Annotated in this window: 22 protein-coding genes; all 22 read right to left on the minus strand. The window is 46.7% G+C overall.

The window, feature by feature from the left end; translation table 11 throughout:
- Nucleotides 1-649 precede the first annotated feature (649 nt).
- The gene (locus OXH00_14220; protein MCY3742166.1) at nucleotides 650-991 is read right to left on the minus strand and encodes a VOC family protein; all 342 of its coding nucleotides are present in this window, start codon (nucleotides 989-991) and stop codon (nucleotides 650-652) included.
- A gap of 37 nt (nucleotides 992-1,028) precedes the next feature.
- Nucleotides 1,029-2,225 (minus strand): NADH dehydrogenase (quinone) subunit D, encoded by a 1,197-nt coding sequence (gene nuoD, locus OXH00_14225; GenBank protein ID MCY3742167.1) that lies wholly within the window; start codon nucleotides 2,223-2,225, stop codon nucleotides 1,029-1,031.
- 166 nt (nucleotides 2,226-2,391) lie between these two features.
- Entirely contained in the window at nucleotides 2,392-2,940 is a 549-nt protein-coding gene (locus tag OXH00_14230; GenBank protein ID MCY3742168.1) for an NADH-quinone oxidoreductase subunit C, read from the minus strand.
- Nucleotides 2,933-3,445, minus strand: coding sequence for an NADH-quinone oxidoreductase subunit B (locus OXH00_14235; protein MCY3742169.1), 513 nt, complete (start codon nucleotides 3,443-3,445; stop codon nucleotides 2,933-2,935). The genes OXH00_14230 and OXH00_14235 overlap by 8 nt, the downstream gene beginning before the upstream one ends.
- Nucleotides 3,436-3,804: an NADH-quinone oxidoreductase subunit A gene (locus OXH00_14240; GenBank protein MCY3742170.1), complete on the minus strand. Its 369-nt coding sequence runs from the start codon at nucleotides 3,802-3,804 to the stop codon at nucleotides 3,436-3,438. Before OXH00_14240 ends, OXH00_14235 begins: the two co-directional genes overlap by 10 nt.
- A 384-nt stretch (nucleotides 3,805-4,188) precedes the next feature.
- The gene (locus tag OXH00_14245; protein MCY3742171.1) at nucleotides 4,189-4,932 is read right to left on the minus strand and encodes a hypothetical protein; all 744 of its coding nucleotides are present in this window, start codon (nucleotides 4,930-4,932) and stop codon (nucleotides 4,189-4,191) included.
- A gap of 33 nt (nucleotides 4,933-4,965) precedes the next feature.
- Nucleotides 4,966-5,703, minus strand: a complete 738-nt coding sequence (locus OXH00_14250) for a hypothetical protein (protein MCY3742172.1) — start codon at nucleotides 5,701-5,703, stop codon at nucleotides 4,966-4,968.
- 118 nt (nucleotides 5,704-5,821) lie between these two features.
- A complete protein-coding gene (gene pdxH, locus OXH00_14255; protein MCY3742173.1) occupies nucleotides 5,822-6,466 on the minus strand; it encodes a pyridoxamine 5'-phosphate oxidase in 645 nt (214 codons plus the stop codon).
- A gap of 59 nt (nucleotides 6,467-6,525) precedes the next feature.
- Entirely contained in the window at nucleotides 6,526-8,031 is a 1,506-nt protein-coding gene (locus tag OXH00_14260) for a TrkH family potassium uptake protein (protein ID MCY3742174.1), read from the minus strand.
- Between the two features lie 177 nt (nucleotides 8,032-8,208).
- The gene (gene trkA / locus OXH00_14265) at nucleotides 8,209-9,615 is read right to left on the minus strand and encodes a Trk system potassium transporter TrkA (GenBank protein ID MCY3742175.1); all 1,407 of its coding nucleotides are present in this window, start codon (nucleotides 9,613-9,615) and stop codon (nucleotides 8,209-8,211) included.
- Between the two features lie 13 nt (nucleotides 9,616-9,628).
- Nucleotides 9,629-12,538 carry an aminomethyl-transferring glycine dehydrogenase gene (gcvP, locus tag OXH00_14270; GenBank protein ID MCY3742176.1) on the minus strand — a complete coding sequence of 970 codons (2,910 nt, stop codon included), beginning with the start codon at nucleotides 12,536-12,538 and terminating at the stop codon, nucleotides 9,629-9,631.
- Nucleotides 12,531-12,917 (minus strand): glycine cleavage system protein GcvH, encoded by a 387-nt coding sequence (gene gcvH / locus OXH00_14275; GenBank protein ID MCY3742177.1) that lies wholly within the window; start codon nucleotides 12,915-12,917, stop codon nucleotides 12,531-12,533. The genes gcvP and gcvH overlap by 8 nt, the downstream gene beginning before the upstream one ends.
- A gap of 82 nt (nucleotides 12,918-12,999) precedes the next feature.
- Nucleotides 13,000-13,146 (minus strand): hypothetical protein, encoded by a 147-nt coding sequence (locus OXH00_14280; GenBank protein ID MCY3742178.1) that lies wholly within the window; start codon nucleotides 13,144-13,146, stop codon nucleotides 13,000-13,002.
- A 172-nt stretch (nucleotides 13,147-13,318) separates the two neighbouring features.
- Entirely contained in the window at nucleotides 13,319-13,726 is a 408-nt protein-coding gene (locus OXH00_14285; protein MCY3742179.1) for a hypothetical protein, read from the minus strand.
- Nucleotides 13,727-13,805: 79 nt separating this feature from the next.
- On the minus strand, nucleotides 13,806-15,923 hold the full coding sequence (locus tag OXH00_14290; GenBank protein MCY3742180.1) for a tetratricopeptide repeat protein: 2,118 nt from the start codon (nucleotides 15,921-15,923) through the stop codon (nucleotides 13,806-13,808).
- 60 nt (nucleotides 15,924-15,983) lie between these two features.
- The gene (gcvT, locus tag OXH00_14295; protein ID MCY3742181.1) at nucleotides 15,984-17,051 is read right to left on the minus strand and encodes a glycine cleavage system aminomethyltransferase GcvT; all 1,068 of its coding nucleotides are present in this window, start codon (nucleotides 17,049-17,051) and stop codon (nucleotides 15,984-15,986) included.
- Between the two features lie 34 nt (nucleotides 17,052-17,085).
- Entirely contained in the window at nucleotides 17,086-17,838 is a 753-nt protein-coding gene (locus OXH00_14300; GenBank protein ID MCY3742182.1) for an amidohydrolase family protein, read from the minus strand.
- A 129-nt stretch (nucleotides 17,839-17,967) separates the two neighbouring features.
- Nucleotides 17,968-19,101, minus strand: a complete 1,134-nt coding sequence (locus OXH00_14305) for a hypothetical protein (protein MCY3742183.1) — start codon at nucleotides 19,099-19,101, stop codon at nucleotides 17,968-17,970.
- 16 nt (nucleotides 19,102-19,117) lie between these two features.
- Entirely contained in the window at nucleotides 19,118-19,633 is a 516-nt protein-coding gene (gene lptE, locus OXH00_14310; protein ID MCY3742184.1) for an LPS assembly lipoprotein LptE, read from the minus strand.
- Between the two features lie 53 nt (nucleotides 19,634-19,686).
- A complete protein-coding gene (locus OXH00_14315; protein MCY3742185.1) occupies nucleotides 19,687-19,947 on the minus strand; it encodes a hypothetical protein in 261 nt (86 codons plus the stop codon).
- A gap of 372 nt (nucleotides 19,948-20,319) precedes the next feature.
- A complete protein-coding gene (gene pnp, locus OXH00_14320; GenBank protein ID MCY3742186.1) occupies nucleotides 20,320-22,650 on the minus strand; it encodes a polyribonucleotide nucleotidyltransferase in 2,331 nt (776 codons plus the stop codon).
- A 243-nt stretch (nucleotides 22,651-22,893) separates the two neighbouring features.
- A complete protein-coding gene (gene rpsO / locus OXH00_14325; protein ID MCY3742187.1) occupies nucleotides 22,894-23,190 on the minus strand; it encodes a 30S ribosomal protein S15 in 297 nt (98 codons plus the stop codon).
- Between the last annotated feature and the right edge of the window lie 577 nt (nucleotides 23,191-23,767).

The raw sequence follows: 23,767 nt of genomic DNA on the forward strand, positions 1-23,767 counted from the left end.
TTTGACTGACGAGCTCGGTCTTCCTGTATCCCTTCAACCCAACCTATTTACTGACCAGAAATTCTCCTAAAAATGTTACACTGGTGTAACATTTAGTGTACAAAGAGTATCGGCATAAACCCTGTAACTACAAGGGTTTATCGGTGTTTTTTTAGATCTGATTTTCCGCGGTAAAAAAATAATTTGGCGAAAAGTGTAACATTCTGCGAACGCTTCGTAGATGGTCTCTCCTAACTTAAACTAACGACTTGTATTAGTTAACTCATTATTTTTGTTTCCTTCACACCTATTGGATTTTGAACTATAAACATATCGTCCCTACGGGACTAAAGAAGGTGTGTAGAACGTTTTTCTATAAACATATCGTCCCTACGGGACTGAAGAGCGTATCAACTCATGAGACCCTGCTAAAATGTCATACTTATATGAAATAACGTTTTACATAAAGTTATTTAGCACAAGTCTTAAACTACCAAATATCGCCCATCTTAGTAGTTTGTGTAGAACGTTTTTCTATAAACATATCGTCCCTACGGGACTGAAGAGCATATCAACTCATGAGACCCTGCTAAAATGTCATACTTATATGAAATAACGTTTTAGATAAAGTTATTTGGCACAAGTCTTAAACTACCAAATATCGTCCGTTTTAGTAGTTGCCGTAAAACTGAATACGGTTGCCTTCTGGGTCGCGGATATCGAAAATGGCATGCCCATTGTCGTTCTCAAGTTTCCGTAACCGTTTCCCTTTCGATTTTATGTGCTGATGAATGGCACTCACGCTTTCAACCTGAAACATCAGTTTTTGTCTCCCTTCGTTGGGTTTGCTGGCACTATGGAGACACAACGTGCAAGCCCCTGCATGAAAACGGAAAAACCGGTTTTCTGGGAACGGCTGGTCTTCGTCTGGCACTAATCCGATAACGTCTCTATAAAAAGCGATTACAGTCTTCATGTCTTTGACGAAAAGCATAATGCCTGTGAGTTCCATTAAATCCTCCTAACACAGATAACACGTTCTGACAAAGTTACCGATCTAATTCTCCCGCGATGACATTCAGACTCCCCAACACAGCTACGGTGTCAGAGACCATTCCGCCTTCTAACATATGCGGCAATGCTTGGAAGTGTAAGAAACTCGGCGGACGGATGCGGATACGATAAGCGGTACCGCTGCCATCGCTGACGATATAGAAACCAAGTTCGCCGTTCGGCGATTCGGTTGCACAATAGTGCTCACCCATTGGCGGCTGCACGCCATGCCCGTCCATAACAATCTTAAAGTGATGGATTAATCCCTCGATATGCCCATAAGCATCGGACTTGTTCGGCATTGTAACCTTGTTATCTTCAAGGTTGACGGGTCCATCAGGGATATTATCCAAGACTTGGGTAACGATACCACAACTCTGAATCATCTCCTCCATCCGGACGAGGTATCGGTCGTAGGCATCCCCGTTGGTTCCGACGGGTACATCAAATGTCACTTCATCGTAACTGGAATAGGGTTCAGCCTTGCGAATGTCGTGTGCTATACCGGTGGCTCGGAGACAGGGTCCTGTTAACCCATAACTAATGGCATCATCAGCGGAAATAGCACCAACACCTTTCGTTCGATCCATCCAGATCCGATTCCGTGTGAGCAGCGTATGGGTCTCCTTCAATGCCTTCGGGAAGTTGCTGACGAATTGCCGTATATCAGCCTCACATCCATCGTAGAGGTCACGGAGAACACCCCCGACGCGTGTGTAACTTGTCGTCAACCGTGCGCCGGTAGTCTTTTCAAAGATGCTATACAACTTCTCACGTTCACGGAAGCTATAGAGAAAAACGGAAAACGCCCCTAAATCGAGTGCGGCGGTTCCCAACCATAAGAGGTGATCCGCGAGTCGTGAGAGTTCCGCCATCAAAATCCGGATGTATTGACACCGTTTCGTGACTTCAATGTCGAGGAGCTGCTCGACAGCAAGGACATATCCGAAATTATTCGACAACGGTGACAGATAATTCATCCGGTCTGTCACGACAATATACTGGTTGTAATCCAAGTGTTCACCGAGTTTCTCGAACCCAGTATGCAGGTAGCCAGCATGTGGTGTCGCTTTCAAAACGGACTCACCATCAAGTTCCAACACGATACGGAGGGTGCCGTGCGTTGCCGGATGTTGTGGACCAAAGTTAAGAACCATCTTCTCGCCTGTGGCGCGTTCCAGTCCACCTTGCATAGAATACTCCTTGTAAATAGTTGTCAGTTGTCAGTTATCAGGGGCTTAGCCGTCAGCCGTCAGGTCGGTTTTTCTGCGAAAAAACCTCTCAGCGGTCAGAAAAAAGATGTTCGGTTTTTCTACGCCCCCTTAACTGACTGCTGATTACTGACTGCTGACCGCTTTTTTACACATTCTGTTTATCAAAATTAAAGCGTTCGCGCTCGCCGCGTCCGCGGAGCGGATAATCCTTTCGGAGCGGGTGTCCGTCAAAATCGTCAGGCATTAAGATTCGCCGAAGATCGGGATGTCCCTCGAAATTGATACCGAACATGTCGTAAGTCTCGCGTTCCAACCAGTTTGCGCCTTGCCACAAGCCAGTGACAGATGGAACACTCAGGTCGTTTTCATGTACAGGGACCTTTACACGAAGCCGACACTGCCCCTGATAGGAATAGAGTTGATAGACTACCATGAACCTTGCGTAGTCAAACTGCATCAATTCGGATTCCATCTGCGAATTATCGACTGCGGTGACATCAACGAGGAAAGTATAGGCGAGTTCGGGGTCTGTTTTCAGATATTCCAACACTGCGTAAGCCTGCTCTTTATGGATAACCACAACGATAGTCCCCCGCGATTCATCCTGTGTCAAGAGCGCGTCTGCGTGATTCGCCTCTAATTTTTCAAGAACAAGAGGTTTTGGTTCCTCTTCGACTTGGTTCTCTTCACTCATAAACTGACTCTACTCCTTTAGGGGAAGCACCACTGGTGATCTTCTGCTGTACCTGTAACACCGCATCAATAAGATCTTCGGGTCGCGGTGGACATCCGGGGATATAGACATCAACAGGAATAAACTGGTCAACACCTTGAATGAGGGTATAGGTATCAAACACACCGCCGCAGGAAGCGCATGCGCCCATTGAAATTACCCACTTCGGATCGGGCATTTGGTCATAGATCCGTTTCAGGACAGGCATCATTTTGATAGAAATTCTGCCGGAAACGATCAGCAGGTCGGATTGGCGCGGTGAAAACCGGATCGCCTCAGAGCCGAATCGGGAGAGGTCAAACTTGGAAGCCAAGGTCGCCATCATTTCTATGGCGCAGCAGGCGGTCCCGAAGGGCATCGGCCAGAGAGAGTTTTTCCGTCCCCAGTTGACGACTTTATCAATCGTCGTGGTGATGATGTTGCCATCCGTCTCCGCGGCACCTTGTCCAACAAAATCTAATCCCATGTTAAGCCTCCTTTCTTCCAAGCGTAGATATAGCCAAGAAGGAGAATGCCGATAAATACCAGCATTTCAATTAAAATAAACAAACCACTCGTTTCAGAGAATTTCTTGAAGACCACTGCCCACGGGTAGAGGAAAACCACTTCAATATCGAAGATGATAAAGAGCATAGCGATGAGGTCGAACCGGATGGTAAATCGCTGCCTCGCATCGCCAATAGGTTGTACGCCGGATTCGTAAACGGAGAGTTTAACACGGTTCGGGCGTTTGGGTCCAAGAATATGGGTCAGGCCGAGATTGATCGCTGCAAAAAGCACGGCGAACACCCCTAACAACAAGATTGGAAGATAATCTATTAACATTGTTTCTAATCTACTTCGTCCTCACATATTTTGATAATACCAATTCTAATAGACGATTCCTCATTAAGAGGGGCCGCTGTTTTTAGTTATGCCCGGTGCGGTTAGGAAACCGCACCTACCGGGCCTGGGTAGATGGAGCGGTTAATGCGATATAAACTTTTAGAAATGGTATAACGTAAGACAAATTGCGCTTTAATAGCCCAATCTGGCATTGCAAACTTCGATCGCTCAAGTGAAGGTAATACAGACTCGCAAACAGATTCTTTGAATATGCTTAATAGTTTCTCATATTTTAAAAACATTGTCAAGTTTAAAAAAAAAAAATTAAAGATAGGAACAAATTCTTCAGAGCCAATTTGTTTCGCTTACTACAGCACAGTGTGTTTAGAATTGTTTCAACTGTCCCCACGTTGTCGTGAGTTTTTCTTGGGGCGTTACGGTGAACCCGCCGCTGTTTGGAACACTATCACCGGTGACAGTGATATTATCAAAACGTGCCGTATAATTCGCGATCCCGAAACCGACACCTCCGGTCCGAAAGTCGGGAAAGTGACCAAAGTCTGGAACACCTATTAGATTCGGCATCTCTGCGGGTCCCATCACTTGCTTCTCATTAACCGAGAAGTTAAAGATATTGTCGTGGACACTCAACTTCAAATGCGACCATTTCTTCAATTTTAAAAGTGGATGCGGTCCAGCGTGGAGGCGTATAAATATTATATCGTGAAAATCGCCATAGACACAACTTATCTGTTCTCTCTGGCGGGGTGGTTTACCCTCAACGAGTTCTACAGGGTCCTCAATACTACACAATACCACCCAAGTCCCCTGTACCCGCGCGGCAATAGTGATAGCCCCGATACCGTGTTTGTTAAGCGGTTTGACATCAAATTCAACAGTGTAATCTCTCCACGTGCTATCCCCAGTTGTCAGTAAACGCACAAATTTTTCACGGCTGACTGTCTGAAGTTCACCGTCAACAACTTCCCAAACGCCGGGGGCTTTATCCAACCGAACGAGTTCCTGCCACGCCTCCAGGTCGTCATCCTTGAAGGTTTCAATAAATGTCCCTGCTGAGGCAAAAACGGTAATAAAAAAAAGAATTACAACAACAGTCAGAAATTGCATAGTGATTCTCTCTTCATGCGATTTCGGTCGCAGTTAAAACCGCTTCAAGTGCCCCCACGTCGTGGCGAGTTTTCCTCGCGAGACTACGGGTAATGTCCCCTTGTTGGGGATATCTTTGCCGGTGATAATAAGATTATCGAACTTCGCGGTGTAATTGGCGAGTCCAAACCCGGCACCGCCTGTCAGAAAACCGTGAAGCCTACCTACTTTTGCTTCAAAGATTGCTCGACCTGCAAGGACAAAAGCAAAGTCACCACCGGTTTCTGTAATTTTCTCATCGTTTACCGAAAAAATGAAAGTTTCGCCCTTAACGCTCAATTTCAGAGTGGACCAGTCGTTCAATTTTAAAAGTGGATGATTCCCAAAGTACAAGAGTTCTGACCGATTTGTGTGGAAATCACCGGTACGACAGATCACATTTGGTGTTCCGAAAAGCCTATCCCCAATTTCACAGAATACCAACCATGTGTCTTTAATCCGTGCAGCAATTAGAATACTTGCCAGTCGATGTTTCTCGATCGGTTTGACATCAATTTCAATTGTGTAATCCCGCCACTTCTTATTTCCGATTGTCAGTAAGCGGGGCCACCCATCAGCACTCACGGCGTGAAGTTCACGATCGATGATCTCCCAAGTCCCGGGCTTTTCGTTTTGTTGGACGAGTTCTTGCCACTCCTCCCAGTCGTCATTATTGAAGGTTTCGATAAATGTTCCTGCCCATCCAGAGAGGGGTAATAGAAGAAGGACTGCTACAATCCGCGTCAATTTCATGGCAAATCTCCTTTTATTTTCGGCTTCATCATAGAAGTGAGTAAAGTCTAATGCAAGCATATAAAAATATCAAGTGATTTTTTGGGATTGCTTTGATGAATCTAACCGTATATTAGATTCAGGGCGACAGCCGGGTCATCTCCCACCCTCCATCGGGTTGCAGCGTGTAACAGAGTCGATCATGGAGGCGGTTTGGACAACCTTGCCAGAATTCAAACAGATTTGGCACGAGCCGGTACCCACCCCAATATAGCGGCCGCGGAATGGTCTCAGATGCATACGTTTGCTCTGCTTGTTGGTACCCGGCAGTGAGATGTTCTCGTCCGCTAATAACGATGCTTTGGCGCTCTGTCCGCACGGCGAGTTGACTGCTCATAGGACGACTGGCGAAATAGGCATCCGATTCTTCCATGCTCATTTTCTCAACGGTCCCCGTACTCCGAACCTGCCGGTCGAGTTCACGCCAATAGAAAACCAGCGCGGCGTTTGGATTCTCTGCGAGTTCCTTTCCCTTTTGACTCTCATAATCGGTATAGAAACAGAAACCTTTTGCGTCAAAGCCTCTGAGTACTACCATTCGAGCAGAAGGGATGCCGCGGGGTGTTGCTGTTGCCAAGGTCATTGCATCCGGCAGATCGAGTTTGGCAGCAATCGCATCCGCGAACCATTTCTCAAATTGTTCAAACGGGTTGGGTGAGGCGTTCTGCTCCAGTAGGTGTCCGGCGTGTGTTCTGTACTCTCTGCGGAGTTTATCAGTGTTCATAATTGAAATAGTTGTCAGTTATCGGTTATCAGTTAAGAGGTTTCGGTTAAATGAAATATCTATCCTTTCCAGAAATTTGGTGAGAAGAGGATAAGGACCGTATAGAGTTCTAAACGTCCGAGTAACATACAAAAAGACAAGACATATTTTCCAAACGTGTGAATATGCGCGTAGTTGTCAGTTGGTCCGACACTGCCGAGTCCAGGTCCGATGTTCCCCATCGTAGCGATTGTTGCGCCTGCGGCACTGACAAGGTCAAGCCCTAAAGTTGTCATGATGCAGGTTACAATTGCGAAAATTCCGATAAAGAAGAAGAAAAAACCGAGAACGTTCGTCATAACTTCAGGTGGTACAACTCGGTCGTTAACACGAATGGGTAGGACGGCATGTGGGAAGATGAGCCGTTTAATTTCAGCACCACTCTGCCTAATAAGAAGGAGGAACCGCACCTGCTTCATCCCGCCGCCAGTGGAACCAGCACAACCGCCGTAGAACATAAGCGTTACCAAGATGAACTGGGAGAGGGCGGGCCACTGTTCAAAGTCAGCAGTGCCGTAGCCTGTAGTTGTGATGATAGACATCACCTGAAATGCGGCATAGCGGAGCGATGTCCACATTGAATCGTAAGGCACCTGTCCATCAACCTGAAATCTGATGGTATTCCATGAAATTAAGGTGATACTCACGGCGATAACAGTGCAATAGAACTTAAATTCTGTATCTTGGAAATAACTTTTGACATTGCCTCGGAGTGCGCGATAGTGGAGCGCGAAATTGGTGCCTGCGAGGAACATAAAGAAACAGATGACCATGTCAATATAGACACTATCATAGTGACCGATGCTGCTGTTCTTTGTAGAAAATCCACCGGTCGCCATTGTTCCGAAGGTATGGCAGAGTGCGTCAAAAAGCGTCATGTTCCCCAACATCAGTAGTACAGTTTCAAGAACAGAGAGCAGCAGATAAACACCCCAGAGCAATTTAGCGGTTTGGGCGATGCGAGGTGTGAGCCGATCGGTTTGCGGTCCTGGTGCTTCGGCACGAAAAAGCTGCATTCCACCGATACCGAGCATCGGCAAAATAGCGACAGCAAGCACAACGATCCCCATTCCGCCGAGCCAATGCGAGAAACTTCGCCAGAAGAGCATAGCGTGCGAAAGGTGCTCAATCTCGGTGAGCACGGTGGCACCGGTCGTTGAAAACCCTGCCATAGATTCAAAATAGCAAAAAGAAAATTCTGTCCACGATGAGTGTCCTTCAATGTGAAAGACATCCGCAGACAGATATGGAAGTGCGCCAAATAGGGCAACAGTCACCCATCCCAAAGCGACGACAGCAAAACCTTCACGGATCCCGAGTTCTTGCTGTCGTGAACGAATACTGAAACGGAGGATTAATCCGACAACCAAAGTGATTATCGCAGAGATAACAAACGCCATCAAATCGCTTTGGATTTCATCTGCAGCCACCCGATAATAGATAGCCACCCCCAAGGGTAATAGCATAGTCCCGGCGAGACAAATAAGTAAATTACCGAGGGTGTAAACAATTAATTTAAGGCTCATGTTTCATAGTTGTCAGTTATCAGTTGTCAGTTGTCAGTCGGGTTGCGATTGCTAATCATCTTCTTGGAAAAGTTGTTACACAAATGGAATGATGGCGGTTATTAAAAGATATTAATGCGTCAGCACCGTCTTAACTGAAAACTGAAGACTCTCACTGCGAGGCAAACTGATAACTATTTAGTTCCTACGTTCGGCGAATAGATCTTCAACAACCGGAATTGCCTCGGGCATACTAAAGACGATCACACGATCTGCGGGTTGGATAACAGACTGTCCTGTTGGGATAATGAGTTTTTCCCGCCGCAGGATAGCACAGATAAAGGCATTTTCTGGGAATTTAGTTTTGAAGTCGGTGAGTTCTTTATGGACAATTTTTGCGTTGACCCCGGCGACAATCTCAATGACTTCAGCATCTATTCCGTGGAGCGAGGCGACAGAAACGATGTTTCCACGCCGGATAAGTCGTAGGATATTGCTAACAACAGTGAGATGCCGACTGACTGCGCCGTCAAGCCTGTGGATGCGCGCTAACAAAGGTAGGTAACGCGGCTGCTGAACGAGCGCGAGAGCGCGTTGTGCCCCGTTTTCTTTTGCCGTCATACACGCCATAATATCGTTTTCATCGTCCCCAGTAACTGAGACAAACCCGTTGACATCATGTACACCTGCTTCTTCAAGCAGCCTAAATTGGAGATAATTACCTTGTAAAACGGTCGTGTGCTTTAGCATCTGAGAGGCGAGTCGGGCTTTTGCTTGCTCTTCCTCAATGAGTTTGACGTTGGTGTCGTTTTCTTCAAGCGTGCGCGCGAGTTGAATGCCAATAGGACTCGCGCCAACAATGATAACGCGGTCAAGCCGCTGATTGAAAGTGATACCGCTAATGCGTAGCAGCTGCTCAACTGCGATTGTGCTTCCAATAACAAAGACATCGTCCCCGTGTTGTAAAGCATCCTTCCCCCTCGGAATGATAATATGTCTACCGCCGTTAGTGATCGGGTTTCCGTTGTTAGCAGTTCCGCGGCGGCTAATAGCCGCAAAGCGGGTATCGTTGAGCAGCCCGCTCGCATCTAACTCGGCGAGTGATCTTCCAATTAGAGGGTTTGACTGTTTGACGCGAAAAGAGACAAGCTGTATTCTACCATTCTCAAATTCGACAATTTCGCGTGCTTCAGGTATCTGTAAAAGCCTTACAAATTCTTCAACGCAAAGATGCTCAGGATTAATCAGTAGATCAATGCCAAAATCCTTGGGAGTCAGACCGCTTTCTGTAGAGAAATAGTCAGGATTCGAGACGCGTGCGATTTTTGTGTTAACGCTGTATCTCTCGGCAATCTGACAAGCGAGCATATTAATTTCATCACTGTTCGTAACAGCGATGAGGAGACCGGCTTCATCAATTCCAGCGGTTTTGAGCAGTCGAGGAGACGCGCCTGAGCCGCGCAAAGTCTGCAAGTCCAACTGTTCGTTAACCCGGCTGCAGGCGGCCTCGGATTCATCAATGAGAACAACGTCGTTATGTTCAGCAGTGAGGAGTTTGGCGGTATGAAACCCAACTTCTCCCGCCCCTATAATTATTGCTTTCATCTTTTAATAGTTGTCAGTTATCAGTTTTATATTCGTCAAGCGGAGGGCAGGCACACATAAGATTTCTATCCCCATAGACCTCGTTAATGCGCGCTACGGGGGGCCAGAATTTAGCAGCTCGCACCCACGGTTTCGGAAACGCTGCTTTTTCCCGCGAATAAGGGTGGCACCAATCAGATTGTGTAACTATTTCAACCGTATGAGGTGCGTTTTTCAGCAGGTTGTCTTCTCGATCAGCAGTACCTGTTTCAATTTCGGCTATCTCTTCACGAATCGAAATGAGCGCGTCACAGAACCGATCTAACTCGGTTATTGATTCGCTTTCTGTCGGTTCAATCATTAAGGCACCCGGCACGGGCCAGGAGACAGTCGGCGCGTGGAATCCGTAATCCATCAACCGTTTTGCGACATCGGTTACATCTATATCAGCAGTCTTTTTGAAACCACGCAAATCAATGATACATTCATGTGCGACTAAACCGTGCTTTCCTGTATAAAGCACCGGATAGTGCGGTGCGAGTTTCTTTGCGATATAGTTGGCGTTAAGGATCGCGACTTGTGTTGCCGACGTGAGTCCGTGTGCTCCCATCATCGCGATATATGCCCAAGAAATCGGTAGAATTCCGGGACTTCCCCACGGTGCTGCGGACACGGCACTAATTCCAGTGCTACCACCAACGGTGACGATCGGATGTGTCGGTAAAAAATCTGTGAGATGTGCCTTGACACCAATGGGTCCCATCCCTGGACCACCGCCACCGTGAGGGATACAGAAAGTTTTGTGGAGATTTAGATGGCAAACATCCGCGCCGATATCCGCGGGTTGTGCGATGCCGACGAGCGCGTTCAGATTTGCACCATCCATATAAACCTGTCCGCCAGATTGATGGACAATATCGCAAATCTCGCGAATTTTCTCCTCAAAGACACCGTGTGTTGAGGGGTAGGTAATCATCGCGGCGGCGAGATTGTCCCGATGTATATCTGCCTTTTCCCGCAAATCCTCAAGGTCAATATTCCCATCCGAATCACACGCGACGACAACGACTTTCATACCTGCCATTACTGCGCTCGCGGGATTTGTACCGTGGGCAGATGTTGGAATTAGACAGACATCGCGATGCGACTCATCGCGACTCTGGTGATATCTTCGGATGACCAAGAGTCCTGCATATTCGCCTTGCGACCCTGCATTCGGTTGCAATGAGATGCCACTATAACCGGTTATCTCGGCTAACCATGTTTCCAATTGTGAAAATAGGCGTTGATAGCCTTCTGCCTGTTCTATCGGCACAAATGGGTGTAACTTGCAGAATTCGTGCCATGTGACCGGGACCATCTCCGCCGTGGCGTTGAGTTTCATTGTACAGGATCCGAGCGGTATCATCGCGTTGACAAGGGAAAGATCTTTGGTTTGGAGCCTGTGGATATAGCGGAGTATCTCGGTTTCAGAATGGTAACTATTGAAAACAGGGTGCGTCAGATAGGGCGTTTCACGCTGGAACCCCACAGGGATGTAAGAGGAAGACTGGAAGGAAGGAAGCGCGGAAGGGTGCTTTGTGTTTTCCGCCCTCTTTTCCGCGAAAATCGTCTTAAGTTCTTCAACATCATCTGATGTTACTGTTTCATCCAATGAGATGCCGATGTGCGTTGCATCAATTGCTCGTAGGTTTATCTGTCTCGCGCGTGCAGAAGCAAGTAATTTTTCTGTTGTTTCCGCTGGGACGTTAACAGAAATTGTATCAAAACAGGGAGATTCTCCAGTGTCATATCCAAGTTCTTCAAGTTCTGCTCGTAGTGTGCTGGTATGGGCGTGTACGCGTTCTGCGATCTGTTTAAGCCCGGTGGGTCCGTGATAGACGGCGTACATCCCTGCCATGACAGCGAGCAAGACTTGTGCGGTGCAGATATTGCTCGTCGCCTTTTCACGCCGGATATGTTGTTCGCGCGTTTGCAGTGCCAATCGGATGGCGGGTTCACCGTTTACATCGTGGGAAACGCCCGCGATTCGTCCGGGGATGTTCCGTTTAAGTTCTTCACGCGTTGAGAGGAATGCAGCATGCGGTCCACCATATCCAAGCGGAACACCGAACCGTTGCGAGTTGCCGATAGCAATATCTGCACCAAATTCGACAGGCGGTTTCAATACGGTGAGTGCTAATAGGTCTGTAGCCGTAACGAACAAACCGCCAGCGGCATACACCTTTTCAGCGAATTGACCATAATCATAGATCGCACCATCTGTCGCTGGATATTGCACGATTGCGCCTAAGATCGGTTTATCAAAATGCGTTTTCCTGTGGTCTCCGATGTGCAATTTAATGCCGAGCGGTTCGGCGCGTGTTTGTAGAACAGCAATTGTTTGCGGATGGCATGTTTCTGAAACAAAAAAGTTGTGCCAGTCCTTTTGCGTTGATTTTCCTAAACACATTGTCATAGCTTCAGCGGCAGCTGTAGCCTCATCAAGAAGAGATGCGTTTGCGATAGGGAGGCCGGTTAAATCTATAACCATTGTTTGGAAATTCAGCAACGCTTCTAAACGTCCCTGTGAAATTTCGGCTTGATAGGGGGTGTATTGGGTATACCAACCGGGGTTCTCCAAAATGTTCCGTTGAATAACTGGCGGTACAAAACAGTCATAATACCCCATTCCGATATAGGAACGGTAGACTCGGTTTTGAGCGGCAATTTGTTTTAAGGTATCAAGTGCCTCGTATTCTGAAAGCCCTTGTGAACCTGTGGTTTTTCCATGACTATCTAAACTGAGCGGTGATGATAAACGAATATCTGCTGGCACAACGTCTTCGATGAAATCTTGCATTGAAGCATAACCGAGCGTTGTTAACATTAATTCAATATTTTCCGCGCGAGGACCGATGTGTCGCTCTACAAAAGGACTTGTGTTGATTTCTTTATCAGGCATGCTCCGCCTCAATATGTGCTTGATAACTATCGGCATCGAGAAGTGCGTCAAGTTCGCTTGGATCTGTCATCTGAATCTTTAGAAACCATCCATCATCGTAAGGCGACTCGTTAACCTGCTCCGGGGCATCAAGCAACGATTCGTTGACCTCAATCACTTCACCGCTAACGGGTGCGTAGAGATCAAATGCGGCTTTGACAGATTCTATGACACCGAGCTCCGTTTTTTGTGTGAGTTCAGTGCCGACTTCCGGCAATTCGACGTAGACAATATCCTGAATTTCGGATTGGGCATAGTCGGTGATACCGATAGTGACGATGTCACCCTCTTGCCTTGCCCATTCATGGCTTTCATTGTATTTTAAGTTTTGTGGAATCATTTTCCTTTGCTCTTTGTGTTACGTTTGTAATCTGACTTCCTATTTGACTGTTGCCTCTCTCATATTTGTAAACCTTTGAGGTTCACCCTATTTCTCTAAAATCTACTTCAATGTTGACCCACGAATTCCATTTGTAAGATTCAGCGAGTGAAAGAGCGACTCTCTGTCCAGACTCAACCGCTTTGCTCATGCGTCCTTTATCCACATTCGCGTAATGGGTGACTATCATTTGAATACTCTCGCCATCTTCCGCAGGTAGATATGCTAAATCAAACCTATCACGATTTATATCATAGAAATGAAAAGTAGAATTTCACATAACTATGAGCCATTCTAAACGAGTAGGTGTATATTTTTCCTTACGACTCGGTTTCTCTGACATTGGCAACCCCCTTTGCTAATTATAGGAACTTAACAACGACTGTTACAACGCCACTTATAATGAAGCCAGGGATCGTAACGAGTATCGTTATAAATCCCTTTAATTCTGATTGTTTCTCCTTGATGTCGTCCTTCAGGTCGCTCTTGACATCACTAATGTTTTTCTCAAGATCACTCTTGACATCACTAATGTTTTTCTCAAGATCACTCTTGACTTCCCTTATGTTCTGTTTGACCTCCCTGATGTCCTCTTTAAGGTCCTCCTTGACATCTTTGATGTCCCGTTTCAGATCATCTTTAACGATCTTAATCTGGTTATCCAAACGCCATTCGACATCATTAACGGCTCCATTAGTCTCTTGGGCTTGCGTTGGAATAGATTCAATTCTTTCGTTAGCATACAGTTCAGCGATGTTCTGGTTTTCCACGAAATTCTCCTCTGAATGAAATCCACATTATTTCAAATTTCGCTTGTTCTTTTGCGAATTGATGTTTCGACGCGGAGATCTACTGTGCTGCCTCTAAATCCTTTGCTTTTTCAAAGTCAATTTGTGCGGCTTCCTCTTGTCCAAGGTCTTGTTTTGAGTGTCCGCGAAGGTGGTAAGCAGTCGGATTATCAGGTTCGAGTTCGATAGCGTTCGTAAAATCTTCTATCGCACCGGCGTGATCCTCAAGATCAACCTTTACTACCCCACGACCACGATAAGCAGAGGCATCATTAGGGTTCAGTTTAATGGCTTGATTATAGTCTTCTATTGCCCCCTCGTAGTCGCCGAGTTTGCGTTTCACGCCAGCCCGATTTTTGTACCCGTAAGTATCATTGGGGTTAAGTTCAATAGCGTGCGTATAATCCTCCATCGCGCCGGTGTGATCGCCCTGCTTTAGTTTCGCCCAACCGCGCTTGTTATATACGTAGTAGGTATAGGTATCGCTAGGCGTAATGGTAGTTGTTGTCAAACCGTGCTCGTCATACGTTTGGTAGGTAAAGGAGCCGTCTTTAAGTTTTTTGATAGTTTGATTGTAGTCTTCTATCGCACCCGTGTAGTTCCCAAGTTTGTATTTTGCATCGGCGCGATCGTTATATGTAAACACATCCTTTGGGTTTAGTTTGAGAGCCTGACTATAGTCTTCTATTGCTCCCGCCTCATCTCCAAGTTCAACCTTTGCCTCGCCACGGTTCTTATAGGCTTCGGCATTGTCAGGATTGAGTTTGATAGCGTGTGTATAGTCCGCCATCGCCCCTGTATAGTCGCCAAGTTCGCGCTTTACGCCAGCTCGATTTTTGTATCCGTAAGCATAGTCCGGTTTGAGTTCTATAGCACGCGTGAAATCCGCTATCGCACCGGTATTATCATCAATTTCACGCTTCGCCCATCCACGTTCATTGTAGAGGTAGTAAGTATAGGGATCGGCATCGTCAGGTTTAAATTTGATAGCATGTGTAAAATCTTCTATCGCACCGGCATAGTCACCAACGTCCTGCTTTCTCCGCGCGCGATCAGCATAGAGATGGTAAGTATAAGGATTTTCCTGTTCGAGTTTGATTGCTTCTGTATAATCTACTATTGCCCCGGTATGGTCGCCAAGGGCGCGCTTTGCTTTTGCGCGATCTGCGTATGCGAAATAGGCATTGTTATTGTTAGGATTGCGTTCAATAGCGTATGTATAGTCCGCTATCGCGCCAGTGTAATCTTCAAGTCTACGCTTCGCATCCGCTCTTTTTTTGTATACGGAAGCATCATTGAGATTTAATTGGATGGCTTGATTATAGTCTTCTATTGCTGCCTGATAATCTTCAAGTTTTGCCTTCGCCTGTGCTCTGAGTTTATAGCTTTCAGCATCGTCAGGATTAAGTTTGATAACTTCCTCTAAGTCCGTTATCGCGCCAGCAGCGTCTCCATCATCATATTTTGCTTTGCCCTGTTGCTTATAGAGATACGCGCGAACATCGTTTCGCTTCCGCCACTGCGTGAAAGATTCCGTTGAAGTGGCACCAGCAAGTAACACCTTGATTGCGTTTACAGGACTATTGCCAGGGTCATGGCCGTAGTGGATTCCGATAACTTCTCCTTTACTGTTTAGCACTGGGCTGCCACTGTTTCCCGGATAAGCTTCAGCTGTCGTCCGAAACCGTTTATCATCTTCTCGTATTTTTTCAATAACGCCTTCGGTGATTGTATATCTTCCCGGGAATCCGACGAGGAAAACGGGTTCGCCAATTTGAAGTGTATCACTGTCGCCCAAAGATAGTGGTGTGCCTTCACCGGTTCCTTTTAGGATAGCGATATCGTACGCAATATCATAGGCTACAACACCTTCTACCAACCAGACCGTTTCTTTGTGACTTAATTTTGCAGTCATAAGTCCGGTTACACCTGCGGCAACATGGAAATTTGTTGCAATTTTATCCGGTGCTACAAAGAATCCCGTACCACCGCCTAATCCGAGCTCAGATCCTCTTTTTGAAAACCCAACTAAGCGTACTGTAGATTCTTTTGCGTTATCAGATATTAAGTCAACTTCCGCTGGTGTTATGGCTTTTTCGGCGGTTTCCTGTGCATAAGAAAGTGAGAGAAATACTGCCAGAACTAAAAAGTAGAATAAAAATTTCGTGTAATGTTTCATTTTATTACCCCAGCGGGTTACGGCACACGGCGTGTGCCTACTACTTTTAAGTGTTCTTTTCTAAATAAAAGGCACTTGCACGATTTTCGCGGGGTGCAGTTTGTCCCGAATTTCAATTTCGATGGTTTTCCCGATATTTTGAGAGACGGACGCGAAACCGATATTGCATTTCAGACTTGGTGATGGTGCGCCGCTTGTCACCTCACCTACCTGTCCACCGTCCTGATAGATAGCATAACCGGCACGCGCCACAGCACGGTCAAGCATCTGAAAACCTATCATCTGCTTCGCAATCCCCTTCTTTTTCGTGGCAAGGAGTGCCTTCTTTCCGATAAATTGGCGATTCTTGGATTTGACGAACTTACCGAGTCCAACCTCAAATGGGTTTGTGTCGTCGTTCATATCCATACCGTATAGACGTAGCCCGGCTTCAAGACGTAAGGTATCGCGTGCGCCAAGTCCTACGGGTTGCCCCTCTGCTTCTATCACAGCGGGATAGAGCGCATTCCACAAACGTTCCGCATTTTCCGCGGGCACATATAACTCAAAGCCAACTTCCCCCGTATAACCTGTTCGCGAAATGACGGTAGGAATGCTCGCGACTTCACCGAGTACAAAGCGAAAGAACGAAATTTCAGAAACATCATGTTCGGGAACGAAAGGCTTCAGAAGATCTATCGCCTTTGGACCCTGTAGGGCAATGAGAGCCGTGTTTTCACTTACGTCTTTTATTTTCGCGCCTGTATCGTTGTGGGTCTCTACCCATGTCAAGTCTTTTTCAATGTTGGCAGCGTTGACAACCAGCATATAGTGATCATCGGCGTGTCGATAAATGAGGAGGTCGTCAACGATTCCGCCAGTTTCATTACAGAATAAGGTATACAATACACGACCATCGGTTAGACGTCCGACATCATTGGTGCTGAGTTTTTGCACTAACTCGTTTGCCCCCTGGCCGCGAACCTCGAATTCTCCCATGTGTGACAGGTCAAATAAGCCAACATTCGTTCGGACAGCCAAGTGTTCTTTAACAATACTGCTATATTGGAGCGGCATCTCCCACCCACCGAATTCGGTGAATTTCGCATTAAGGAACTCATGGGCATGATAAAGGGGTGTTCTCTTCATTTTAGTTACCAGATACGCCGAAGATTGCGCCTATTTAAAGCCCATAGATACGCGCGAGATTTTCGCCGAAAATCAGTGCCTCAGCATCATCACCGAGTTCTAATCGCTTGAGAGCGTTGATAACTTGGATGGGTCGGTATTCCGGTAAATTAGAACCGAAGACGATCTGTTCAGGTCCGAGTTCATCGACAGCAGTTTTCACCTCTGTCGGAACAACCGTGTCCGGGTCTGTCCCCCAACGGCGATGAAACCGCAAGATCGTGGTCCCCAATGAAACATTCTTATTCGCTTTTGCGACAGCGATACCGGCATCTAAATCGTCGGGAAATCCCATGTGATCCATAATAACGGGCGTTTCTGGCACCCAACTTGCGACAGTGCCGATCCGGTTGGGGTGGCAATTGTTAGGTCCAGAGTGAATTGAGATGATAAGTCCATAGTCGCGTGCGGCTTCAACAACAGGACGCACGATAGGATCATCTACATTATAGTTGTGAATGGCGGGCATCAGTTTAATCCCGGGCATCTCCCACACTTCAGCCGCCAATCTGACCTGCTCGACGGGTTCCGGTTCTGTTGGATGTACAAGTGCACAACCGAGGGCACGCGGATTACCGCGAATTGCGTTGGCAAGTTCACTGTTTTCGGGAAGCGGTTGGGGCGTCGGCATGACGACAACGACATCCATATCGGCTTCGTCCTCTAACGCCAACAACGCTGCTAAATCAAGTTCGCCGCTTTCATCACGAAATGAATCATTGAGATAGGCTTCAAAATCGCCTCGCATGAGAAGGCTCCTTTTAATGGTTATCAGTTATCAGTTTTCAGTTATCAGTTTTCAGTTAAGAGGTTATTGGTTTAACGAAGTTATCTTTTAAACTATAACCGTTGACCGCTGATAACCCTTTTTCTTCAGTTACAGGTCAGAAGGTTCGTTGATAAACACAGCACCATCCGTCCTTTTTTCCGCGCCTACGCTCCGTTCCATTAGCGCATCAACGGCATCTCGATAAAGGATGTATGCAGATTCTGCTGTGGCGGTGTCTGGAAAACTGATGATGAAAACAATTTGGGCATCCATCCAATTTGTTGAATCAGTGCTATCCTGGTAGTGTGCGGAGATTCCGAGTGCAGTATCCGTCAACTGCGGGACATTGGCAGGTAGTGTACTGTAAATTTGGCTTAATGCCCAATTGGATCGGAATAACTTAGTGCTTCCATGTATTTTTTTCTTGTTAGGTAATAGGGCAAGTATTTGTGGATTTGGCGGTGGGTCTTCAATCTGTGCGGCAACGGCTTTCGCGAGTGTAATCATGCCCTCACGAATACCGGTAGCGAATTCATAGCCTTCAATTTGAACGAAGTACTTTCCTTTTGCAAATCGGAGATACCCTCCTGAAAGCATCGCCTTGGTACCTACCCATTCAAATTTCATTCTCGGATAAGTGTGAAAATGATACATTCCAAAGGCGTTTTCTGGGGTTCCCATATCGAAAATTTCGAGTAAAATCAGGGGTTTTGAACTGAATTGAGGAGCTTGGTATTCCACCTCTGCCTGTCGTTCAAAACCGTAAGCGTAGTAAAGGTCGGGTGAAGCAGCAGGCGAAACGGCTCTATCTCTGTGGAGTGTCTTTCCGCCATCTGGACTCGTGAAGACGATTGTCGGGTATGAAACAGACCTATCTCTGTAGAGTGTCTTCCCTTGATAGGTTGAAGGGGGGCGCGATTGGACCCACTCTAATACTTCACCGTTGCTTGGTAGGAGATGTTCCGGCGAAAGCGTTGTCTGTAAAACTTCCTCCACCGTTTCGGATTCTCCAACCTGCACAGAGAATGCCTCTATGTTTTCTGCGACCTCCAGCATCGTCTGCTCTGCCCGCTTTGCTGTAGAACTGTGCCAGACCCCATAGATATATTTGCCTTCGCGCTGAACTATTGTCCAATCGCCTTGTTCGCCACCGCATGAAATTAACATCAAGCTGCAGAGAAGATAGGTGCAGAGCGAGGAAGGATAGGATCTATGAAAAATGTATGCGATTTTGCGTTTCATCCGCTGTTATGTCCTGTTACCACTGTTCAGCAAGCTGGTTGTAAAGGTCTTCTACGAGTTCATCTACAATGCGCCTCTCGGCTTCTTCACGGGTCTCCGGCGGTTCAGCTCTACCGTCTACAATATAGAAGTCGTGAACTTGGAGATGATTGTCCGTTTGTGCGATCATGTTGTTGCGGACCCTGTCAAGGAATTCGTATTCGATTTGTAAGGTCATACGTACCATTTCGACTTCACCTTGGGGGCCATAGCCTTGCTCCCGTATATCAAAATCCTGTATCCGCATCGTAAATTCGGAGTCGTTTCCGTCTCGCCACTTCCGGTTGAAACGTTGCGTGAGTTTTTCATGAATGACTTCATCGTAGGGACGCTGGGAGGCGTTATCGTAAGCGAAATCTGCGTCTAAGATTTCAACAGGTGCGATACGGATAGTGCTGATATGCTCAAGATATTCTGATTTAGACACATACCCGCATCCAGAAATTAAACTTAGGCATATCAATACCGCTAACACGGACCTTGATTTAGACATTTTTCCCTCCGAGTTTTGTCGGAAAAACGATCCGACTTGTATTGCTTGGACGCTCAAAATCTTAAACCGTTTGGCATGGCAGGTTGTAAGAATTTTACGGGTGAAGCCTTCGGCCGTGGGGCTTTCTGCTTTTTACCATAAAACACAGATTTGACGGTATCAACGACATATCGCTTATAAGTAGGGGATAATAAAACAACAAAAACAAGGACGAGCAGAATAAGAACTATGGCTAAGAAATAGGTCAGCCACTTCTGATGGAGTAGATCCCCCTTATCAAGGGTGTGTTTAGTTGTATTGCGGCGTGCTCTCATGGATATGACCTCTCGTTGGATCGCGTATTTACTTTGTGTAAGTCTGTATATCACCACTTCAAGAAACCGGATTAATCGCGATTATTGGAAATTATAGCACAAAAACAGACGACATGCAAGATTTTTAACAGAGGTTTTCAATTGTCAGTGCCCAGCAGTCAGCAGATAGTCAGCTGTTAGTAAGAGTTGCGATCGAGAGTGCTTCACAGTGAGAATCCTACAAGCAAGCATTCGCGATCAGCAAATCGAAATTATGAAAAAACTGAAGGGCAGAGGCTTTAAAGATAAAATAGGGCAAAGGAGTTATCCTTTACCCTATTTATCTAATACATTAGTGCTTAACTGTAACGTCGTGCAGCGTTCCACACTTTATTATCGAGAACGCCCTTTTGGAAGACGTGGTGAACGTCGATCGCGGTAGTCGCGAGAATTATCGCGTTGGTCATAACGGTTGCCACCCCGCCGATCGCGGTTGTCGTTTCCGCGCCGATCGCGGTAGTCCCGTGAATCTCGATTATCCCGATAGTTAGAACGACCACTATCGCGAGGTTCTCTGGAAGCATTCCAATCGGATGAGGATTCGCGCTCGTCACTTGATTCAATTTTGAGTTCTTCAACCGGAACACCGCCGGCAGCAACAAGAGCGAGATCCACGCGATCTTGATCGTCAATTGTGAGAATACGAACGGTAACCTCGTCACCGACCTGCATGACATCCTCTGCCCGCCGGACGTATCCATCTCCCATCTGTGAGATATGGACGAGTCCATCTTTGCCGGGCAAGATTTCTACAAATGCGCCGAAGGATGCGGTTCGTACGACTTTACCGGTGTACTCCTTACCGATTTCAGGCATAGCCGTAATTGCTCGGACTTTCTCTTCAGCGCGTTTGACATCTTCTGCGCTCGTCGCAGCGATTTCCACAGTCCCATCATCTTCAATGTTGATGGTCGTGTTTGTTTCCTCTTGGATGCCTTGTACGGTTTTACCGCGAGGGCCGATGAGGTCTTTAATTTTCTGCTGTGCGATCTGGAGAGAGTAAATCCGGGGGGCGTAGGGCGAAAGCTCAGCCCGCGGTTGGGCGATAATAGCATTCATCTGTTCGATGACTGCGAGCCTGGCTTCTTTTGCTTGGTGAATCGCGCGGCGCATCAATTCAGGCGTGACGCCCTCAATCTTGATGTCCATCTGTATAGCGGTAACACCTTCACTGGTTCCGGCGACTTTAAAGTCCATATCGCCAAGAAAATCCTCGGTACCGAGCATATCGGTGAGTATGGCTTCCTGTTCCCCTTCCTTAATAAGCCCGACCCCTATCCCTGCGACGGGTCTTTTAAGGGGTACGCCTGCATCCAATAATGCGAGGGTTGCGCCACAAACAGTTGCCATAGAGGATGATGCATTAGATTCCAAGATTTCGGAAACTATACGGATGGTATAGTGAAACTCATCCTTATTGGGAATGACCGGTTCAAGTGCTTTTTCCGCAAGTGCGCCGTGTCCGATCTCTCGCCGCCCAGGTCCCATCATTCGTTTGACTTCACCGGTACTGAATGGTGGAAAATTATAGTGTAAAAAGAAAGCCCGTCTTGCTTCCCCATCAAGTCCACGTTGGACATCTTCATCGCCGGAAGTGCCGAGCGTCGTTACACAGAGTGCCTGTGTCTGTCCTCTCGTAAAGAGAGCGGAGCCGTGTGTATGTGGCAGCAGTGCCACTTCGCCTGAAATGGAGCGAATGTCGGTTACGCCACGTCCATCAACACGTTTACCTTCGTTAAGGATTGCCTGCCGCATCTCTTCTTTTTCTATGTCACTCAAGATAGAGCTGGCATCTTTTGCTGCATTCGGATCAGTGTCCTCTGGTGTATCTTCAAGAATTTCCGCGAGGACTTCTTTTTCGACTTGTTCGAGATAATCCTCACGCGACTTCTTGTCCGCCATCCCGATAGATTCCCGAATCCGTGATGTAGCGAGATTTCGGACTCGGTCACTGAGGCTTGATTCAACGCTTTTAGAGGTATAGTCTCGTTTTGTATTACTGCATCCCGCTGCCAATCCCTCTTGGAGTTTAATGACCTCTTTTATCTGAGCGTGTGCGGTGATAATTGTGTCAATAACTTCGTCTTCAGGGATCTCATGTCCTCCGCCTTCGACAGACATGACAGCGTCCTCTTTCCCACTCACAAACAGCTCCATATCGGAGGCATGCAATTGCTCATAAGTTGGGTTAATGACTAATTCGTTTTCGATTTTTCCGACGGTGACTGCGGCGACAGGTCCATTAAAGGGTATATCGGAAATAGATAATGCGGCAGAAGTGCCAATGAGTGCGGGGACATCCGCCGGATGAACACCATCAGATGAAAACACGTTACATAAAACTTGCACCTCAGCCTTAAAGTCCTTTGGAAAAAGCGGACGGATGCAGTGATCTATTAAGCGTGCCACCAACTGCTCTGAGGTTCCGGGACGTGGCTCACGTCTTCCATAAACTGTGGGTATGCGTCCAGTCGCGTACCCCCTTTCACGGTAATCTACTGTTAATGGAAAGAAATCGAGGTCATGTTCGCTATCATCGGCTACCACCGTGACTAAAACGACCGTTCCACCGTATTGTACCCAGACGGCACCGTCTGCCTGTTTCGCAACTTTTCCGGTTTCAATTGATAACTTCTCGCTCCCAAGTTGCATTTCAACTTTCATTCTATATACTTCTCCTGTATTTCCAATTTTTTCGTCGTGCTACCAAGCAGGGCCAGTAAAGATAGCGTTCAAGGACAATCCTTACTCAAAAAACATATTGCCAACTTGACGATGCTAACTACAGTTTTTAAGTGTTCGATAGTGTCGCGCCGATATGACTTACTCACCCCTGATACTACAAGACAACACTCACACTATTCCCGCCCGTGCCAATATATTAATGCGTTTAGCACCTATAATAACCTAATTTGTCTTCAATCCGATAGTGTCCCGAATTTCGAGTTCATTAATTAAACGGTAATAGCGCGTAACGTCCTTCTTATAAAGATACCGCAACAAGCGACGCTGTTTACCAACTAAGCGGAAAAGTCCATGGCGCGAATGATAATCCTTCCGGTGTGTCTGAAAATGTTCAGTCAACTGTCGAATACGCGCAGTCAAAATTGCCACTTGTGCCTCCGGGGAACCGGTATCCTGTTGGTGTATCTGGTACTTTTCAATGAGTTCTTTCTTTTCAGCTGCACCAATTGCCAATTGCATTCACCTCCTTATACTTATAGAAAACTATGGGGATTCGCGAACTTCACCGAAAATCATCTCATAAAGAGACCATTACGAGGCATCAATGCCTATCGTATCTAATATGGAATGAAACACTCAGTTGCGTTCAGGAAACGCTCCCATCTCTATTTAAAATTTGATACATATATAATACCACAAATTAGTCGAAAATTCAAATTAAACTCATATTTCCAACAGAAGCAATCAGCAATCAGCAGTCAGCAGTCAGCGAACGCAGTGGATCGCGAGCACAGCACATCGCGAGCATAACTCGCTCCTACATTAGAGCACAGCACATCGCGAGCATAACTCGCTCCTACATTAGAGCACAGCACATCGCGAGCATAACTCGCTCCTACATTAGAGCACAGCACATCGCGAGCATAACTCGCTCCTACATTAGAGCACAGCACATCGCGAGCATAACTCGCTCCTACATTAGAGCACAGCACATCGCGAGCATAACTCGCTCCTACATTAGAGCACAGCACATCGCGAGCATAGCTCGCTCCTACAGATGATCTGCATTTAAGGGACACCTCTATGCGAATGGGTA

The sequence above is a fragment of the Candidatus Poribacteria bacterium genome (assembly GCA_026706025.1).
Lineage (GTDB): Bacteria > Poribacteria > WGA-4E > WGA-4E > WGA-3G > WGA-3G.

Excerpts from the sequence above, each read along its gene's own strand:
- gcvT (MCY3742181.1), bottom strand. The coding sequence starts at position 17,051 with ATGAAGAGAACACCCCTTTATCATGCCCATGAGTTCCTTAATGCGAAA.
- pdxH (MCY3742173.1), bottom strand. The coding sequence starts at position 6,466 with ATGAACACTGATAAACTCCGCAGAGAGTACAGAACACACGCCGGACAC.
- OXH00_14280 (MCY3742178.1), bottom strand. The coding sequence starts at position 13,146 with ATGATAGTCACCCATTACGCGAATGTGGATAAAGGACGCATGAGCAAA.
- OXH00_14260 (MCY3742174.1), bottom strand. The coding sequence starts at position 8,031 with ATGAGCCTTAAATTAATTGTTTACACCCTCGGTAATTTACTTATTTGT.
- OXH00_14305 (MCY3742183.1), bottom strand. The coding sequence starts at position 19,101 with ATGAAACGCAAAATCGCATACATTTTTCATAGATCCTATCCTTCCTCG.
- OXH00_14220 (MCY3742166.1), bottom strand. The coding sequence starts at position 991 with ATGGAACTCACAGGCATTATGCTTTTCGTCAAAGACATGAAGACTGTA.
- OXH00_14300 (MCY3742182.1), bottom strand. The coding sequence starts at position 17,838 with ATGCGAGGCGATTTTGAAGCCTATCTCAATGATTCATTTCGTGATGAA.
- pnp (MCY3742186.1), bottom strand. The coding sequence starts at position 22,650 with ATGAAAGTTGAAATGCAACTTGGGAGCGAGAAGTTATCAATTGAAACC.
- OXH00_14315 (MCY3742185.1), bottom strand. The coding sequence starts at position 19,947 with ATGAGAGCACGCCGCAATACAACTAAACACACCCTTGATAAGGGGGAT.
- OXH00_14290 (MCY3742180.1), bottom strand. The coding sequence starts at position 15,923 with ATGAAACATTACACGAAATTTTTATTCTACTTTTTAGTTCTGGCAGTA.
- gcvH (MCY3742177.1), bottom strand. The coding sequence starts at position 12,917 with ATGATTCCACAAAACTTAAAATACAATGAAAGCCATGAATGGGCAAGG.
- trkA (MCY3742175.1), bottom strand. The coding sequence starts at position 9,615 with ATGAAAGCAATAATTATAGGGGCGGGAGAAGTTGGGTTTCATACCGCC.
- rpsO (MCY3742187.1), bottom strand. The coding sequence starts at position 23,190 with ATGCAATTGGCAATTGGTGCAGCTGAAAAGAAAGAACTCATTGAAAAG.
- OXH00_14230 (MCY3742168.1), bottom strand. The coding sequence starts at position 2,940 with ATGAGTGAAGAGAACCAAGTCGAAGAGGAACCAAAACCTCTTGTTCTT.
- nuoD (MCY3742167.1), bottom strand. The coding sequence starts at position 2,225 with ATGCAAGGTGGACTGGAACGCGCCACAGGCGAGAAGATGGTTCTTAAC.
- OXH00_14245 (MCY3742171.1), bottom strand. The coding sequence starts at position 4,932 with ATGCAATTTCTGACTGTTGTTGTAATTCTTTTTTTTATTACCGTTTTT.
- gcvP (MCY3742176.1), bottom strand. The coding sequence starts at position 12,538 with ATGCCTGATAAAGAAATCAACACAAGTCCTTTTGTAGAGCGACACATC.
- OXH00_14250 (MCY3742172.1), bottom strand. The coding sequence starts at position 5,703 with ATGAAATTGACGCGGATTGTAGCAGTCCTTCTTCTATTACCCCTCTCT.
- lptE (MCY3742184.1), bottom strand. The coding sequence starts at position 19,633 with ATGTCTAAATCAAGGTCCGTGTTAGCGGTATTGATATGCCTAAGTTTA.
- OXH00_14235 (MCY3742169.1), bottom strand. The coding sequence starts at position 3,445 with ATGGGATTAGATTTTGTTGGACAAGGTGCCGCGGAGACGGATGGCAAC.
- OXH00_14240 (MCY3742170.1), bottom strand. The coding sequence starts at position 3,804 with ATGTTAATAGATTATCTTCCAATCTTGTTGTTAGGGGTGTTCGCCGTG.